This is a genomic window from Streptomyces sp. NPDC107575, from assembly GCF_055657265.1.
Map to the genome: position 1 here is coordinate 15,773 of NZ_JBVKBG010000005.1, position 15,002 is coordinate 30,774.

17 protein-coding genes are annotated in these 15,002 nt (G+C 72.1%); 8 read left to right on the top strand and 9 right to left on the bottom strand.

Annotated features, from left to right (window positions below):
* Positions 1-8: 8 nt before the first annotated feature.
* Genes mftC through mftA form a run of 3 tightly spaced genes read right to left on the bottom strand, consistent with a single transcriptional unit; the run spans position 9 to position 1,647 of the window.
* Positions 9-1,205 carry a mycofactocin radical SAM maturase gene (mftC, locus tag ACZ7L4_RS24880; RefSeq protein WP_472105715.1) on the bottom strand — a complete coding sequence of 399 codons (1,197 nt, stop codon included), beginning with the start codon at positions 1,203-1,205 and terminating at the stop codon, positions 9-11.
* Positions 1,202-1,528 carry a mycofactocin biosynthesis chaperone MftB gene (gene mftB / locus ACZ7L4_RS24885; protein WP_472105717.1) on the bottom strand — a complete coding sequence of 109 codons (327 nt, stop codon included), beginning with the start codon at positions 1,526-1,528 and terminating at the stop codon, positions 1,202-1,204. Before mftB ends, mftC begins: the two co-directional genes overlap by 4 nt.
* Positions 1,513-1,647 carry a mycofactocin precursor MftA gene (mftA, locus tag ACZ7L4_RS24890; RefSeq protein WP_472105718.1) on the bottom strand — a complete coding sequence of 45 codons (135 nt, stop codon included), beginning with the start codon at positions 1,645-1,647 and terminating at the stop codon, positions 1,513-1,515. The genes mftB and mftA overlap by 16 nt, the downstream gene beginning before the upstream one ends.
* A gap of 142 nt (positions 1,648-1,789) precedes the next feature.
* Between mftA and mftG the strand changes: the two genes are divergently transcribed.
* Positions 1,790-3,334, top strand: a complete 1,545-nt coding sequence (gene mftG, locus ACZ7L4_RS24895; protein WP_472105720.1) for a mycofactocin dehydrogenase MftG — start codon at positions 1,790-1,792, stop codon at positions 3,332-3,334.
* 35 nt (positions 3,335-3,369) lie between these two features.
* Here the strand turns inward: mftG and mftR are convergent, their stop codons facing one another.
* The gene (mftR, locus tag ACZ7L4_RS24900; RefSeq protein ID WP_472105722.1) at positions 3,370-4,002 is read right to left on the bottom strand and encodes a mycofactocin system transcriptional regulator; all 633 of its coding nucleotides are present in this window, start codon (positions 4,000-4,002) and stop codon (positions 3,370-3,372) included.
* A 161-nt stretch (positions 4,003-4,163) separates the two neighbouring features.
* Here mftR and ACZ7L4_RS24905 point away from each other — a divergent pair, with 161 nt between their 5' ends.
* Both ACZ7L4_RS24905 and ACZ7L4_RS24910 read left to right on the top strand, forming a co-directional pair.
* Positions 4,164-4,958 (top strand): SDR family NAD(P)-dependent oxidoreductase, encoded by a 795-nt coding sequence (locus tag ACZ7L4_RS24905; protein ID WP_472105724.1) that lies wholly within the window; start codon positions 4,164-4,166, stop codon positions 4,956-4,958.
* A gap of 25 nt (positions 4,959-4,983) precedes the next feature.
* Positions 4,984-5,820, top strand: coding sequence for a phosphotransferase family protein (locus ACZ7L4_RS24910; protein WP_472105726.1), 837 nt, complete (start codon positions 4,984-4,986; stop codon positions 5,818-5,820).
* A 3-nt stretch (positions 5,821-5,823) separates the two neighbouring features.
* Here the strand turns inward: ACZ7L4_RS24910 and ACZ7L4_RS24915 are convergent, their stop codons facing one another.
* Together ACZ7L4_RS24915 and ACZ7L4_RS24920 are read right to left on the bottom strand one after the other, a co-directional pair.
* The gene (locus ACZ7L4_RS24915) at positions 5,824-6,714 is read right to left on the bottom strand and encodes a Sir2 family NAD-dependent protein deacetylase (RefSeq protein ID WP_472105728.1); all 891 of its coding nucleotides are present in this window, start codon (positions 6,712-6,714) and stop codon (positions 5,824-5,826) included.
* Positions 6,715-6,758: 44 nt separating this feature from the next.
* Complete coding sequence (locus ACZ7L4_RS24920; protein WP_472105730.1) at positions 6,759-7,706, bottom strand: SDR family oxidoreductase; 948 nt, start codon at positions 7,704-7,706, stop codon at positions 6,759-6,761.
* Between the two features lie 129 nt (positions 7,707-7,835).
* Here ACZ7L4_RS24920 and ACZ7L4_RS24925 point away from each other — a divergent pair, with 129 nt between their 5' ends.
* A complete protein-coding gene (locus tag ACZ7L4_RS24925; RefSeq protein WP_472107335.1) occupies positions 7,836-8,675 on the top strand; it encodes a helix-turn-helix transcriptional regulator in 840 nt (279 codons plus the stop codon).
* Between the two features lie 15 nt (positions 8,676-8,690).
* On the opposite strand, the gene ACZ7L4_RS24930 is transcribed toward ACZ7L4_RS24925, so the two are convergent.
* A complete protein-coding gene (locus ACZ7L4_RS24930; RefSeq protein WP_472105732.1) occupies positions 8,691-9,287 on the bottom strand; it encodes a TetR/AcrR family transcriptional regulator in 597 nt (198 codons plus the stop codon).
* Between the two features lie 89 nt (positions 9,288-9,376).
* Between ACZ7L4_RS24930 and ACZ7L4_RS24935 the strand changes: the two genes are divergently transcribed.
* The 3 genes from ACZ7L4_RS24935 (at position 9,377) to ACZ7L4_RS24945 (ending at position 11,384) form a co-directional block, all read left to right on the top strand.
* Positions 9,377-9,802 (top strand): nuclear transport factor 2 family protein, encoded by a 426-nt coding sequence (locus ACZ7L4_RS24935; RefSeq protein ID WP_472105734.1) that lies wholly within the window; start codon positions 9,377-9,379, stop codon positions 9,800-9,802.
* Positions 9,799-10,650, top strand: coding sequence for an NmrA family NAD(P)-binding protein (locus ACZ7L4_RS24940; protein WP_472105736.1), 852 nt, complete (start codon positions 9,799-9,801; stop codon positions 10,648-10,650). Before ACZ7L4_RS24935 ends, ACZ7L4_RS24940 begins: the two co-directional genes overlap by 4 nt.
* Before the next feature lie 62 nt (positions 10,651-10,712).
* Positions 10,713-11,384, top strand: coding sequence for an aminoglycoside phosphotransferase family protein (locus ACZ7L4_RS24945; RefSeq protein ID WP_472105738.1), 672 nt, complete (start codon positions 10,713-10,715; stop codon positions 11,382-11,384).
* 177 nt (positions 11,385-11,561) lie between these two features.
* Here the strand turns inward: ACZ7L4_RS24945 and ACZ7L4_RS24950 are convergent, their stop codons facing one another.
* Positions 11,562-12,464, bottom strand: a complete 903-nt coding sequence (locus ACZ7L4_RS24950; RefSeq protein WP_472105740.1) for an EamA family transporter — start codon at positions 12,462-12,464, stop codon at positions 11,562-11,564.
* 68 nt (positions 12,465-12,532) lie between these two features.
* On the opposite strand from ACZ7L4_RS24950, the gene ACZ7L4_RS24955 reads away from it, so the two are divergent.
* A complete protein-coding gene (locus ACZ7L4_RS24955) occupies positions 12,533-13,408 on the top strand; it encodes a LysR family transcriptional regulator (protein WP_472105742.1) in 876 nt (291 codons plus the stop codon).
* Positions 13,409-13,456: 48 nt separating this feature from the next.
* On the opposite strand, the gene ACZ7L4_RS24960 is transcribed toward ACZ7L4_RS24955, so the two are convergent.
* Positions 13,457-14,959, bottom strand: a complete 1,503-nt coding sequence (locus tag ACZ7L4_RS24960) for an alpha/beta fold hydrolase (protein ID WP_472105744.1) — start codon at positions 14,957-14,959, stop codon at positions 13,457-13,459.
* Positions 14,960-15,002 lie beyond the last annotated feature (43 nt).

Below are 15,002 nucleotides of genomic sequence, written 5' to 3' on the forward strand. Positions count from 1 at the left end.
CTCGTGGATCAGCGGATTCCGGCTACGGGGTTCTCGTCGCACGCGCTCACCGGGGGCCGTCGCATGAGTGGCACGGTGACCGGTCCGGTGCGGTGGGAGTGGTCGCCGGACGGCTTCGGTACCTGGCCAGGGCCTCGGTCGGCGAGGAGCTGCTCGCCGTATCCCTGGACGCACTCCGGGTCGGGCCCGTCGAGCGGCAGGCCGGTGAAGAACTTCGCGGCCATGCAGCCGCCCTTGCAGGTGTCGTAGAAGGCGCAGGAGGCGCAGGCGCCGCCGTGCTGCGGCTCGCGCAGCCGCTGGAACAGCTCCGACTCCCGCCACACACCGGCGAAGCCACCCGTGTCGCGCACACTCCCCGCGAGGAACTCGTCGTGGATGGCGAACGGGCACGCGTACACGTCCCCGACGGGGTCGATGAGACACACGACCCGCCCGGCCCCGCACAGATTGAGCCCCGACAGCGGCTCGCCGTACGCGGACAGGTGGAAGAAGGAGTCGCCGGTGAGGACCTCCCCGTCGTGCGCCACCAGCCAATCGTAGAGCTGGCGTTGCTGCGTCGGCAGCGGGTGCAGCTCGTCCCATACGTCGGCGCCGCGGCCGGAGGGGCGCAGGCGGGTGAGGCGGAGTTGGGCGCCGTACCGGTCGGCGAGGGCCTTGAAGTCGTCCATCTGCGGGATGTTGTGCCGGGTGCAGACGACTGACAGCTTGAAGTTCTTCATGCCCGCGTCGGCGAGGTTCGCCATCGCCTTGAGCGCCGTGTCGTACGAACCCGTCCCGCGCACCGCGTCGTTGACGTCGGCGGTGGCGCCGTCGAGGGAGATCTGTACGTCGACGTAGTCGTTGGCGGCGAGGCGCCGGGCGACGTCCGGGGTGAGGCGCACGCCGTTGGTGGAGAACTTGACGCCGACGTGGTGGGCGGTCGCGTAGTCGAGGAGTTCGAAGAAGTCGGGGCGCACGGTCGGCTCGCCGCCGCCGATGTTGACGTAGAAGACCTGCATGGCCTCCAGCTCGTCGATGACCGCCTTGGCCTCTGCGGTGGACAGCTCGCGCGGGTCTCGGCGGCCCGAGCTGGACAGGCAGTGGGAGCAGGACAGGTTGCAGGCGTAGGTGAGTTCCCACGTGAGGCAGATCGGGGCGTCGAGGCCGTATTCGAAGAGGTCCACCAGGCGTTCACCGGGCTTGGCCGCCACGGGAGTTGAGGTCACGATGTCGGGCTCCTTTCGACCAGCATCGACGAGCGGGCCAGGACGGCGAGGGCGCGCGCGTACCGCGCCGTGTCCGCGTCGCCCGCGCCGGCGCTCGCGCAGGCGGCGCGGGCGGTGGGGGCCGTCGACAGCGCCTGGACGACGGCGAGCAGTCCGCGGTCCTTGAGGAAGGACAGTTTGCGCGTGCCGAAGTGGTACAGCAGCGCGCCGAAGGGTTCGGGCCTGACCGACACCTGGGGGTGCACGTCCCAGGCGCGGTCCAGGTCGAACGCGGGGGCGTCGAGTCCTGAGGCGGGGGCGGGCACGATCAGTACACGCCGCACATGCCGTCGATCGAGACCTCTTCGACCAGGTCGTCGGCCTCGATGAGGGGTTCGTCGGCCGGAGCGGTCGAGGTGGCGGGCGCCTCGGGGGCAGCGGTGGCTTCGAGCTGTTCGTTCATGCGGAACTCCCTGATACCGAAGGGTGGTTGAGGGTGTGCGCGAACGGGACCGAGAGTATTGGCATGCGATGCCAAAAGAAAGGGTGCGGGCATCGCCGGAGGTCTTGCGCGCTGCCGTCGTGGCGGGATTGGATCCGGTCCCATGGCTCCGATCGCGTCAGCCCGTCCCGATGTGCTGGTCGTCGGCGCCGGCGGCGCGGGTGCCGTGCTGGCGGCGCGGCTGAGCGAGGATGCCGACCGGAGGGTGCTGCTGGTGGAGGCCGGACCGGTGGGGGCGGCGTTCGACCCGGCCCTGCTGGACGCACGCCTCGTTCCGGGCGCCCAGCCGAACCATCCCGCCACGTCCTCCCATCCCGTACGGCTCACTCCGCGGCGGCCGTGGTCGGTTCCGCGCGGGCGGATCCTTGGCGGGTCCACCACGGTGAACGGCGGGTACTTCGTCCGGGCCCGGCGCCCCGACTTCGACCGTTGGGCCGCGGCGGGCCGTCCGGCCTGGGCGTACGAACGGGTGCTGCCGTTGCTGCGCACCATGGAGGACGATCTCGACTTCGGTCCGGACGAGATGCACGGCCGTGGCGGTCCGATGCCTGTCGCCCGGGAACCGCTGGCCCACCCTGCCTCCGCGGCCTTCCGCGCGGCCGCCCGACAGCTGGGCTTCGCCGCCGAGCCCGACAAGAACGGCCAGGGCCCGCCCGGCTTCGGGCCCGTGCCCTCGAACTCCGTCGACGGCGTGCGGCACAACACCGGGCTCGCGTACGTGTCGGCACCGGTGCTCGCACGCCCCAACCTCACTGTGCTGGGCGACTGTTCGGTACGGCGGGTGGTGGTCGAGCGCGGCCGGGCCACGGGGGTCGTGGTCGAGCGCGACGGGGTACGGGAGACGCTCGACGCCGGGTGCGTGGTGCTGAGCGCGGGGGCGCTGGTCACGCCACACCTGCTGCTGCTCTCCGGGATCGGGCCCCGCGCGGATCTCGAACGGGCCGGGGTTACCGTCGTCCGCGACGCGCCCGCGGTCGGGGCCGACCTGTCCGACCATCCGCAACTGGTCCTGGACTGGCTGCCGCGCGAGGACGTCGAGCCGCCCGCGACCGGCTGGCTCGGCGGGTGTCTGCACCTCAACTCCCGCACAGGGGCGACCGATCGGCCCGGTGACATCGAGATCCTCCAGTCACTGGTCCCGATGGCCGGGCTCGTCACCGGGACCGCACGCGTGCCGGGCGCGCCACTCTCCTTCCTCGCCTCCGTCCAGACTCCGCGCCCCACCGGTCGACTGCGGCTGCTCTCCGCCGATCCCGCCGTCTCCCCCGCCATCGACTACGACTATCTGCGCGACGACGAGGTCCTGCGCCGCCTGCGCGTGGCCGTGCGCACCACGGCCGAGCTGTTGGACACCGCGCCGTTCACCACGCTCTCCGACGGTGGCCTGCTCACCCCCGGACCGGACGTCCTCGGCGACGACCGCACGCTCGACACATGGATCCGCGACCACCTCGGCACGGCGCAGCACACCTGCGGCACCGTCCCGATGGGCCCGGCAGTGGACCAGTACGGGCGGGTGCACGGCATACGCGGGCTGCGGGTGGCGGACACGTCGATGCTGCCGGACACACCGCATCGCGGCCCGGCCGCGACCGCCGTGCTGATCGGTGAGCTGATCGCCGACGCGATGCGGCGCGAGCTGCCTTGAGACCGGGACTACCTCGAGCTGCCTTGAGACCCGGACTACGCGGAAGGCGCCCCGCCGAGCCCGACCTCCAGGTGCCGGATCGCCGTGTCGAGCAGTTCGCTCAGCTCCGCGTCCGGCACCGCGAGCCAGTGCTCGTACGCCGTGACCGCCGCGGCCAGGACGGAGTGGCCGTAGAGCCGCGGGCGCACGTCGGACGGGGCGAGGCGGAGGCGGTGGGCGGCGAAGTCCGTGACGATCGCGCGCCACGAGGCGTACCGCAGTGTGGCGTCGGCCTGCAGGGTGGGCACGGACAGGATCAGCCGCATGCGCTGTCGGTGCCAGGGCACGACGGTGGCGTCGAACCGGTTGAAGTCGACGACGGCCGCGCGCAGCGCCGTCATGATCGGGACGTCGGGGCCCGTCGCGCTCAACAGCTTGCGGAATCCGGCCAGTTGCTGCTCGAAGTCGCCCCACACGAGGTCGTTCTTCGACGCGAAGTAGCGGAAGAAGGTCCGCCGTGCGATGCCGGCCGCGCCCGCGATGTCGTCGACCGTCGTGGCGTCGAAGCCCTGCCGGGCGAAGAGCTCGAAGCCGATCCGTTCCAGGTCGGCGCGGGAGGTGGCGCGCGGGCGGCCGCCCTTCGACGCCCGGTCGACACGCTCGGCCACACCGCTCGTCGGCGACTCCACATCCGCTCCTTCGTCAGGGCATCGAAGATACCTCCGTGGCACCCGTCGGCGGCCGAACATGCCTTCAACTCTTCGGCGGTTGCGGATATATACGCGGGGACGGGCGACATCGTGACGACGGCCGTCGCCGACCGTCCGGAGCTTGTGAGGGAGTTGGCGCGTTGAACGGCACACATACGGACACGGAACAGGACTTCGGCTCCCGCAAGGGCGCCGCGCTCGTGGCGGGCGGCACCGGAGGCATCGGCGCGGCGGTCGTCCGGGCGCTGGCCCGGCGCGGCAGCACGGTGCTGTTCACGTATCGCTCGAACCAGGAGGCTGCCGAGGCCCTCACCGCCGAACTCCGCGCCGAGGGCGGCCAGGTGGAGCCCCTGCGCGCGGACCTCACGGACGAGGACGGGGCGGCGGGCGCGATCGGGGCGGCGGTGGACCGCTTCGGTGCCCTGCACACGCTCGTCCACGCGGCGGGCCCGCACGTCCCGATGGTGCACCTGAGTCAGGTGCCGCCGTCCCGGTACCGGCAGCAACTCCACACCGAGGCCCAGGCGTTCTACAACCTGGTCCACCCCGCGCTCGCCCCGCTGCGGGAAGCCGCAGGCAGCGTCGTCGCGGTCACCACCGCCGCCACCCACCGCTATCCCGTCCGCGACGGCCTGTCCTCGGGCACGAAGAGCGCGGTGGAGGCGGTGGTCCGCGCGCTCGCCGCGGAGGAGGGCCGTTACGGGGTCCGCTTCAACTGCGTCGGCCCCGGCATGCTCACCGATGGCATCGCCGCCCGCCTCATCGAGGACGGTGAACTCGACGACGTGGCCCTGCAGGTGACGCGTCGTAACATTCCCCTGCGTCGCTTCGGTACCGCGCAGGACATCGCGGAGGCGGTCGCGTTCCTGGCGTCGGACCGGGCCGGGTTCATCACGGGACAGCACCTCGCGGTGGACGGTGGTTACACCGTCTGAGAACGGAACGGAACGGAAGGTGACGATGCGCGCATCCGAGGCCGCTCGGGCGCTGGCGGCGGCGCAATCGGTGGGCACGTCGCTGGGCCTTGCCGCCGACGACGCGACCGTCCTGCACGACTCCAACAAGCTCACCGCGCGGCTGCTGCCCTGCGACGTCCTGGCCCGGGTGGCACCGGTGACCGACCAGGTGGCGGAGTTCGAGGTCGGGCTCGCGCGGTCGCTCGCCGACGCCGGGTGTCCGGTGGCGGCGCTCGAGCCCCGGGTGGAGCCACGGGTGTACGAGCGGGACGGCTTCGTGGTCACGCTGTGGACGTACTACGCACCCGGTGACACGCGCCACGCCGCAGCGGCCGACTACGCCCACGCGCTCGAACGTCTGCACGCCGGCATGCGTACCGTCGACGTCCGGGCCCCGCACATCACGGACCGGATCGCCCAGGCCGAACGCCTGCTCGCGGACCGTGATCGCACCCCGGAACTGACCGAGGCGGACCGCGAGTTGCTGCGCGACACACTGCGCGAGCTGGGTCGAACGATCAACGAGCGCGGCGGCGGCGAGCAGTTGCTGCACGGTGAGCCGCACCCCGGCAACGTGCTCGACACGAAGAACGACGGGCTGCTCTTCATCGACCTGGAGACGTGCTGCCGCGGGCCCGTCGAATTCGACCTCGCGCATGCTCCGGAGGAAGTCGCCGCGCACTATGCGGGCATCGACATGGACTTGCTGGCAGCGTGCCGGACGCTCGTCCTGGCGGTCGTCACGACGTGGCGCTGGGACCGGGACGACGAGTACCCCGACGGTGAGCAGATGGGCAGGGAGTGGCTCGAACGGCTCCGTGCGGAAACCGGCCTGCGCTGACGTTCACCCGCGAACCCCTGCCACCACGTCCCGCAGCGCCTCCCCCAACGGCAGCTCCACCCGCACACCCCACCGGTCGCCGCGGGTGGGCTGGTTGTTGACGATCAGGACCGGCGTTCCGGCGTCCGCGGCCTGCCGCACGAAGCGCAGCCCTGACATGACGGTCAGCGAGGAGCCCAGGACGAGCAGCGAGGCAGCCCCGGCGACGAGTTCGCGGCAGGCGGCGACCCGGTCCGGCGGCACGTTCTCGCCGAAGAAGACGACGTCCGGCTTGAGCACCCCGACGCCGCAGGCCGCGCACGTCACCACCTGGAAGTCGCGCACGGCCTCGTCGGGGAGCTCCACGTCGCCGTCCGGATTGACGCGCGCGGTGCGGTGCCGCTCGGCCTCGGCCTCGAAGTCCGGGTTGGCCTCGCGCAGCCGCCGGTCGACTTCCGCGCGGGTGGTGAAGGCGCGGCAGTGCAGGCAGAGCACGCGGCTCAGGCTGCCGTGCAGCTCGATGACGTCCGGGGCGCCGGCGGCCTGCTGCAGCCCGTCGACGTTCTGCGTGATCACGCCGGTGACCAGGCCCGCCTCGGCCAGCTCGGCCACGGCGAGGTGTCCGGCATTGGGCCTGGCCCGGATCATGGCCCGCCAGCCGAGCTGGCTGCGCGCCCAGTACCGCTGCCGGGCGTGCTCGCTGCCGGTGAACTCCTGGTACGTCATGGGGGTGTGCTGCCGCAGCGAGCCGTGCTCCCCGCGGTAGTCCGGGATCCCCGACTCGGTGGAGAGCCCGGCCCCGCTCAGCACGACGACCCCACCGGCCCGCACGGCCTCGACGACGGGGGCGGGGTCGGTCGTGGCGGGCGGCAGATCGCCGGACGGTTCCCAGGTCAGGGTCGGTCGCGTACGCATGCGAGCCAGCTTACGTACGCGGCTGCCCTCGTGCCCCCAGTCGGCTAGTCATCGCGGGGAAAGGTCACCTTCGTGAGGTCTTCGGAGACCTGCCACACCCGCCGCGCCTCCTCCGTGCCCCGCAGGCGCGAGTAGAGCTTCTGTTCCGCGGGCGGGCCGCCCATGTGCCCGATTCCTCGCGGGCCGTAGAAGCGGCCGCGTTCGGCGTCCGGGGAGGTGGCGGCGTAGAGGGCCGGGAGCTGCGCGGTGCGGACCGTGCCGACGACGATGCCGCGGGCGGACAGCACCCGGATCAGGCGGACGCCCAGGGTGTCCTTGGCGCGGCCGACCTCGGGGCGGGCGGCGAGCAGGTTCGTCGGGGCGACGCCGGGGTGGGAGAGGTTGCTGGTGATGTCCCAGCCGTGGGCCCGGCTGCGCCGGTCGAGTTCGAGGCCGAAGAGTCCGAACGCGATCTTCGACTGGCTGTAGGCCTTCATGCCGTCGTAGGAGCGTTCCCAGTTCAGGTCGTCCCAGTTGATGGCGCCCTGGTTGGCCGCGACGCTGACCTGCGAGGTCACCCGTGCCCGGCCGGCACGCAACAGCGGCAGCAGCTGGGCGACGAGGGCGAAGTGGCCGAGGTGGTTGGTGCCGAACTGCAGCTCGAAGCCGTCCGTGGTGGTCTGCCGGTCGGGCGGGGTCATGACGCCGGCGTTGTTGATGAGCAGGTGGATCGGCCGGTCCTCGGCCCGCAGGGTCTCGCCGAGGGCCGCGACGGAGTCGAGCGAGGACAGGTCGAGTTCGCGGAGCGACACGTTCGCGTGCGGGGCCTGCTCGCGGATCGTGGCGAGCGCCGCCTCGCCCTTGCGCGGGTTGCGGACGGGCAGGACCACTTCGGCACCGGCCGCGGCGAGCCTGGTGGCGAGGCCGAGCCCGATGCCGTCGCTCGCTCCGGTGACGACGGCGCGCCTGCCGGACAGGTCGGGGACGGTGATGTCGATCGGTTTGCGGGGCATGCCCAGAGCCTCGGACGGCGCCGTGGTGACGGCAACCCGTGAAGGGGGGATCGTCAGTCCGTGGTTGGGGCTTCGTCGGGGCGGTAGAAATGGGCGTCAGGAGCGGTGCGCGGCGTGACGGAGGCAAGAGTGATCGACCGGACCGGACTCGCGGAGTTCCTCAGGCGCCGCCGTGAGTCGCTTCAGCCCGAGGACGTCGGCCTGCCCCGTGGGCGACGCCGCAGGACCGCCGGTCTGCGCCGCGAGGAGGTCGCCGGGCTGTGCCACATGTCGACCGACTACTACGCACGGCTTGAGCGTGAGCGCGGCCCCCACCCGTCCGAGCAGATGATCGCCGCCATCGCGCAGGGCCTCCATCTCTCCCTCGACGAGCGCGACCATCTGTTCCGGCTCGCCGGACACACCCCGCCCCCGCGCGGCGCGGACAGCGCGCACATCGGCCCCGGCCTGCTGCGCATCCTCGACCGCCTCCACGACACCCCCGCGGAGATCGTCACCGAGCTCGGCGAGACCCTGCGCCAGACCCCGCTCTGCGTCGCGCTCACCGGCGACCAGACCGTCCACACCGGCCCGTCCCGCAGCATCGGCTACCGCTGGTTCACCGACCCCGCCACGCGCAGCCTCTACGCCCCCGAGGACCACGCCTTCCTGACCCGCATGTTCGTCTCGGGCCTGCGGGGCGTGGCGACGCTCCGGGGGCCCGGTTCGCGCGCGGCCCACTACGCCGACCTGCTGCTCGCGCAGAGCGAGGAGTTCCGCCGGGTGTGGGACGACCACGAGGTCGGTATCCGCCCGCACGAGGTGAAGCACTTCGTGCACCCCGAGGTCGGCGCGCTGGAGCTGACGTGCCAGACGCTCGTCGACCCCGGCCAGTCCCATCTGCTCCTCGTCTACACGGCCGTCCCCGGCAGCGAGAGCCACGAGAAGCTGCGGCTGCTGTCCGTCATAGGGGCGCAGGCGCTGCACTGAGACAGTGGCGGGACCTCACGACTCGCTCGGCGCGTCGGCCATCACGCGGGCCGCGAAGTCCGCCAGTTGGGCCCGCATCCGTTCGCGCGGGACGTGCTCCTGCCCGGCCAGATGCTCGACGAGGTCGGCGCGTGTGGCGGCCAGCAGGGCGTGGGCGGTGAAGTCGCCGTCACCGAGACCGGGAATCCGCTCCAGCACGGCTCGGAGCAGGCCGTGCCACCGCTCGTAGTGCTCCGCCTGGTACGGGCTGCCGCTGCCGCTCCCCTCGAGGGCCAGCGCGAGGCGCCGGTTGTCCAGCTTGAAGCACAGCACGGCGTCGAGCAGGGCGGGGACACGCTGCCGCGGCGGTGTGTCGGGGCCGAGCGGGGGCGGGCCGGATTCGACGGCCTCGGTGACCGGTTCGAACCGTGCCTCGTACAGCGCGCGGAGCAGTCCTGAACGGTCGCCGTAGGCCCGGAAGAGCGTGCCCTTGCCGACGCCCGCCTCCGCCGCGATGTCGGCCATGGTGACGTCCTCGGGGCTCGTGCCACGGGCGAACAGCGCGTCGGCGGCCGCGAGGACGGCCTCGCGGTTGCGGGCGGCGTCCTTGCGGGGCTTGCGCTCGGGCGGCATGCGCTTCTTCCTCTCATTGCAAAACGGACCCGCGGTCCGCTACCTTCGAAACGGACCCACGGTCCGCATTCTACGAGAAGGAGACACGCGTGTCCGCACCTGCCGCCCCGGCCGACCTCTTCCGCCACAGCCTCACACTGCTCCTCGACAAGAACATCGCCGGCTGGGTCGGCCTGTGGGCCGAGGACGGCGTGATGGAGTTCCCCTTCGCTCCCCCGGGCTGGCCGCCGCGACTGGACGGCAAGCAGGCCGTCGCGTCGTACATGCGCCACTATCCCGACCACATCGACCTGCACGACTTCCCCGAACTGCGCATTCACGAGACCACCGATCCGCGGACGATCGTGGTCGAGATGCGCGGCGTCGGCCGCCTGATCGAGACCGACCGCCCCTTCGACATGACCTACATCGCCGTCGTCACCGTCGAGGCCGGACGCATCACGTCGTACCGCGACTACTGGAACCCTCTGGCCGTCCAGCAGGACGGCGCGGACTTCGCCGGGAGCACCCGATGACCACCGCCTCCGCCACCACACTGGTCATCGGCGCCACCGGAACGACGGGCAGTCGCGTCGCCGCACACCTCACGGCTGCCGGCCACCGGGCCAGAGCCGCCGGCCGTCGCGCGACGCCGGTCCCCGGCACGGAGCCGGTCCGCTTCGACTGGTACGACCCCGCCACCCACGACACCGCCCTCGACGGAGTCGACCGTGTCTACCTCGTCCCGCCCGTCGGCGACTCCGACCCCGCGGCGGTCATGCTGCCGTTCTTCCGCCGGGCCCGCGCAGCAGGTGTCCACCGCGCGGTGCTGCTGAGCGCCTCCGCGATCCCCGAGGGCGGACCGGCGGTCGGAACGGTCCACCAGGAACTGCCCAAACTCTTCGACAACTGGGCGGTGCTGCGGCCCTCGTGGTTCATGCAGAACTTCACCGGTTCGCACGCGCACGCCGTGAGCATCCGCGAGGAGGGCGTCGTGCGGACCGCGACCGGGAGCGGCCGGGTCGGTTTCGTCGACGCCGAGGACATCGCGGCCGTCGCCGTCCGCGCCCTGACCGACGACGTCGCCCCCAACACCGACCTCGTCCTCACCGGCCCCGAGGCCCTCTCCTACGACGACATCGCACGCCTCTTCACCGAGGTCACCGGCCACCCCGTGTCCCACCAGCAACTCTCGTACGAGCAGCTGCGCGACCGCCTGGCGACGCAGATCCCGGACCCGGTCCCGGAAGAATTCGCCGCGATGCTGGCCGCCATGGACCGGGCGATCGCCGAGGGCACGGAGGACCGCACCACGGACACGGTCCAGCGCGTCACCGGGCGAGCACCGGGCAGCTTTCGCGCGCTGCTGGAGCGGGACATGTGAGACGGCAACTGGCCCCGATCGATGCCGTTGCCGACAGCCCGCCCTTGGCCGATGATCAGCGCATGCGTCCGCTGAAACACGGCTACACCAACCGCACGCTCGCCGACGGCACGGTCGTGGAGAAGGCCTACGACGGCCCCGACGCCGCACTGAGACTGCGCCGCGAACGCACGCTGCTCCCGCATCTCCAGGGCCAGTTGCCCGTCCCTCCAGTACTTGGCGCGACCGCGACCACCCTGAAACTCGAGTGCCTGCCAGGCATACCGGGGCAGGAATTGCTGGACGCCGGGCACGCCGCGCAGGTCTTGGCGCGCTGCGGGAAGCTGCTCCGCCGGATCCACGAACTCACTCCGCCCGTGCCCGCCCTGGGCGCGCGCGGGGCGAACGAGGTCCTCGTACACGGCGACTTCGGCCCCAACAACCTGCTCTTCGACCCGGACACGTTCGAGGTCACGGCCGTCGTCGACTGGGAGTTCACCCACTTCGGCGCTCCGGTGGAGGACCTGGCCTGGTGCGAGTGGATCGTGCGGATGCACCACCCCGCGCACCGGGTCGCGCTGGCCCCCTTCTTTCGGTCCTACGGCGGAGACGTGCCTACCTGGCCTGTGCGCAGGGCAGCCATGCTGGCCAGGTGTGAGGAGCTGCGCCAGTTCTGCGATCGGTGGGAGGTGGGCGGGGCGGGGGCGCGGCAGTGGCGGGAGCGTGCTGTCGCGACAGCAGCGTGGTCGGAGTGATCCAGAGGCCGGTCACTCAGTGCAAATGGCCGAGCGCCGACGACACTTGGTCCGCGTACTCGATGGCCCTTCCCGCGAGTTCACGTTCCCTGGATGCCAGGTCTAGGGCCGACAGGGATCCGGACACGCACTCGTCACGGTCGTGCTGGGCGTGCGCGAGACCGCGGGCCCGCGGGTTCAGATGTCGGTAGACCGCTGAGCGACTCGCGTACCGGTGCTCACGGCGGCCGCGTTCGCCGCCACGATGACGGCGATCGCCAACCAAGCCGGGCGGTCGAGGTGCTGGCCCAGCACCAGGAGTCCCACCAGTGCCGCGAAGACCGGGTTGACGCTCATGAACACGCCGAAGAAACGGGCGGGGACCCGGCGCAGGGCCAGGAGGTCGGAAAGGAACGGGACGGCGGAGGACAGGACGCCGGCCGCCAGGGCGCAGAGGAACGCCGTGACGGTCGGCGGGTGCAGGTACAGGACCGTGATGCCGATCGGCAGGTAGAGCAGGCCGGATACGCCGGCCGCCGCGGCCGAGCCCTGGAGGCCGGGGAGGCGGTTGCCCACGGCCCGGTTGAGCAGGATGTAGCAGCCCCAGCACGCTGCGGCGACCAAAGCCAGCCCGATGCCGAGGTAGTCCGTGCTCGGCCGCGGCCGGGTCAGCACGACGACGGCCCCCGCCGCCGCGAGGGCGCAGAGCAGGTCGAGGCGACGCCTCGACCCGGCAAGGGCGACGGTGAGCGGTCCGAGGAATTCGAGGGTGACCGCGAGGCCCAGGCCGATCCGGTCGATGGCGAGGTACAGCGTCAGGTTCATCGTGGCGAAGACGGCGGCCAGGGCCAGCACCAGGCGCCACTGAGCGGCGGTGAAGGAGCGTATGCGCGGGCGGCCCGCCGTCAACAGCACGACGGCGGCGACCCATTGACGTACGGACACGACACCCGCCGGGCCGAGCACGGGGAACGCCAGGGCTCCCAGCGACGCGCCGACCTGGTTCGAAAGGCCGCTGCCGAGCATCAGTGCGACACCGCCCGCGTGGGCACCGGCGGCACTGCGGGTCGGCTGCGCGGAGGGGTGGGGTGTGATCGTCATGGTGTGAGGTTCGCCCCGCCCAAGCCATACGCAAAATGCATGACGCGTGTCTCGCATACGCTGAGCGTATGGATGAAGGAAGCGGTCTCGCCGGTCTCGAACTGCGGCATCTGCGCTGTCTGCTCGCGATCGTCGACACGGGCAGCTTCACCGACGCGGCAATCCAACTCGGCATTTCCCAGGCCTCGGTGTCCCGCACCCTGCACGCGCTGGAGAACGTGCTCGGCGTCCGCCTCCTGCACCGCACGAGTCGCACCGTCACGCCCACCACCACCGGCGTCCGGGTCGTCCACCACGCCCGGCAGCTGCTCACCGATGCCGAGAACCTCGTGCGCGAGGCCACCACAGGGCACACGCGGCTACGGATCGGGCACGCCTGGGGAGCGTTCGGTCGGCACACCACCGAGTTCCAGCGGCGCTGGCATCAGCGTTACTCGGACGTCGAGTTGCACCTTGTGCGGCACAACAGCCCCACTGGCGGCCTCGCCGAGGGCGCCTGCGATCTCGCCGTCGTACGCCACCGGGCGGATCTGCGCGGACGTTGCGCTTCCGCCGTCGTCGGCCACGAGCCCCGCTATGTGGTGATGGCAGCCGACGATCCCTGGGCCAAACGCCGCCGCGTCCCCCTCGCGGACATCCGTGAACGCACCGTCGTGGTGGACCGGCGCACCGGCACGACGACCGCGGACCTGTGGCCGGGCGATCCGCACGGCGACGTCGAGTACACGGCCGACGTGGACGACTGGCTCGCCGCCATCGCCACTGGCCGCTGCGTCGGGGTCACCCCGCAGGCCACCGTCGCCCAGTACCGGCGCGAGGGCGTCGTCTTCCGCCCGGTGTCGGGCGCAGATCCGGTGCCGGTGCGGGTGATATGGGACGAGCGGGACCCACACCCCCGTACACACGCGGCCATCGCGTTGCTCAGCGAGTTGTACGGAGGCTGACGGCGGTGGACGGCAGGCGCGATAGAGCAGCCGTCGGGGCGGACCTCCTCACTCCAGCCCCAACCGGCCCAACACCCGCCCCATCGCCTCCCTCACCGCCTCGCGTGCGGCATCGCTGTGGTCGAGGCCCTCGAAGGCGTGGGGCGCTCCCGGTACGTCGATGATGTCCAGCGGGGCGTGGGCCGACTCGGCCGCGGCGACGAACTCGGCTACCGTCGTCGCGACCGCGGGGGCCTCGCGGCCGACCCGGATGAGGACGAATGGGGACGTCCCGCCGTGGGCCACCACCTCCGCGGGCCGGAACCGGGGATCGTTCACGCCCCAGCTGGGCAGCGGCGCCATGATCGGGTAGCTGGCCGCCAGGCAGCGCAGCCACGGCGGGGCCTCGCTCAGCCACGGCGCCGTCAGGGGGCCGCCGCCGGAGAAGAACCACAGCGCGATCCGGTCGGCGTCGACCCGCGGGTCGGCGCGCACCTCGGCCACCGCGGCGGCCACGTCCTCGGCCGCCGTCGGATACGCCGTGACCGCGTGCAGCCGGTGGTCCAGGGTGACGCCGATCGCGCCGCGTGACGCCGCGAGGCGGGCGTAGCCGATCAGGGTCGGCCAGTCGCGCGGAGACGGCCGTGCGTCCTCAGGGACGGGGCCGCCGTGCACGATCACGACCGCCGGGCGGGGCTCCGCCGACACGCCCTCGGGAACGTACAGGTCGATGGCGCCGCGCCGTTCGCGCGGGATCTCCGGCACGTCCAGGAGGAAGGGCCGGAGGTATCCGGTCTGTGTCGTCTCCGGCTCGCCCACGGGTTCGAGCCGCGTGCCTTCGTCGGCCGCCGCGCGCAGCAGCACGTCGGCGAGTTCGTCCGGGCAGGACAGCATCGGCCAGTGCCCGGTGGGCAGTTCGAAGAAGGTCACGTCGGGGCGGGCGAGCGCCTTGATCGTCGGGTCGCCGAAGCTGAGCAGCATGCGGACGGTGTCGATGGTCGCGCCGCTCTCCGCGCACAGCACCCCGGTGGTCGGCAGGCGGTCCCCCGCGCCGGTCAGACGCAACGGTTGCAGGAGCGTGCCGAGCGGGTGGGGAGCGGCGTGGGCGGTCAGCCGGTCGAGGGCCTCGTCGGAGACGCCGACGGTGCTTCCCCAGCGCCGCCATTCCTCCCGCGTGGGGGCCGGAAGCTCTCCCTTGGTGTTCTCCTCCTTGGTGAGGCGTTCGCGCAGTTCCTGGTCGGGGACCGCGGCGAGGGCCACGGCGCCGTCCTGCACCGGTCCCGTGTCGAGGTAGACCAGCCGCGCGATGCGATGGGCCCGCAGGTCGGCCGCGCCCACCGCCGGATACACGCCGTAATCGTGCCCGACGAGGACGACACCCTGGCCCTCCTCGGCTCCCTCTGTGATCGTGTCGATGGCCGCTACGACCCTTGCGATGTGCGCGTCCAGGTCCTGGGCCGGCCCGAGGTCCACCACGTGGGTCCTCGCGCCCTCGGCCGCCAGTTTCCCGGCCGTCTCCCGCCACGCGTCCGGGCCCGTGAACAGGCCCGGCACCAGTACGAACTCCGTCATTTCCCCGTCCTCCAGCAGTGGCTGTCAGTGGCGGGAGGTACGT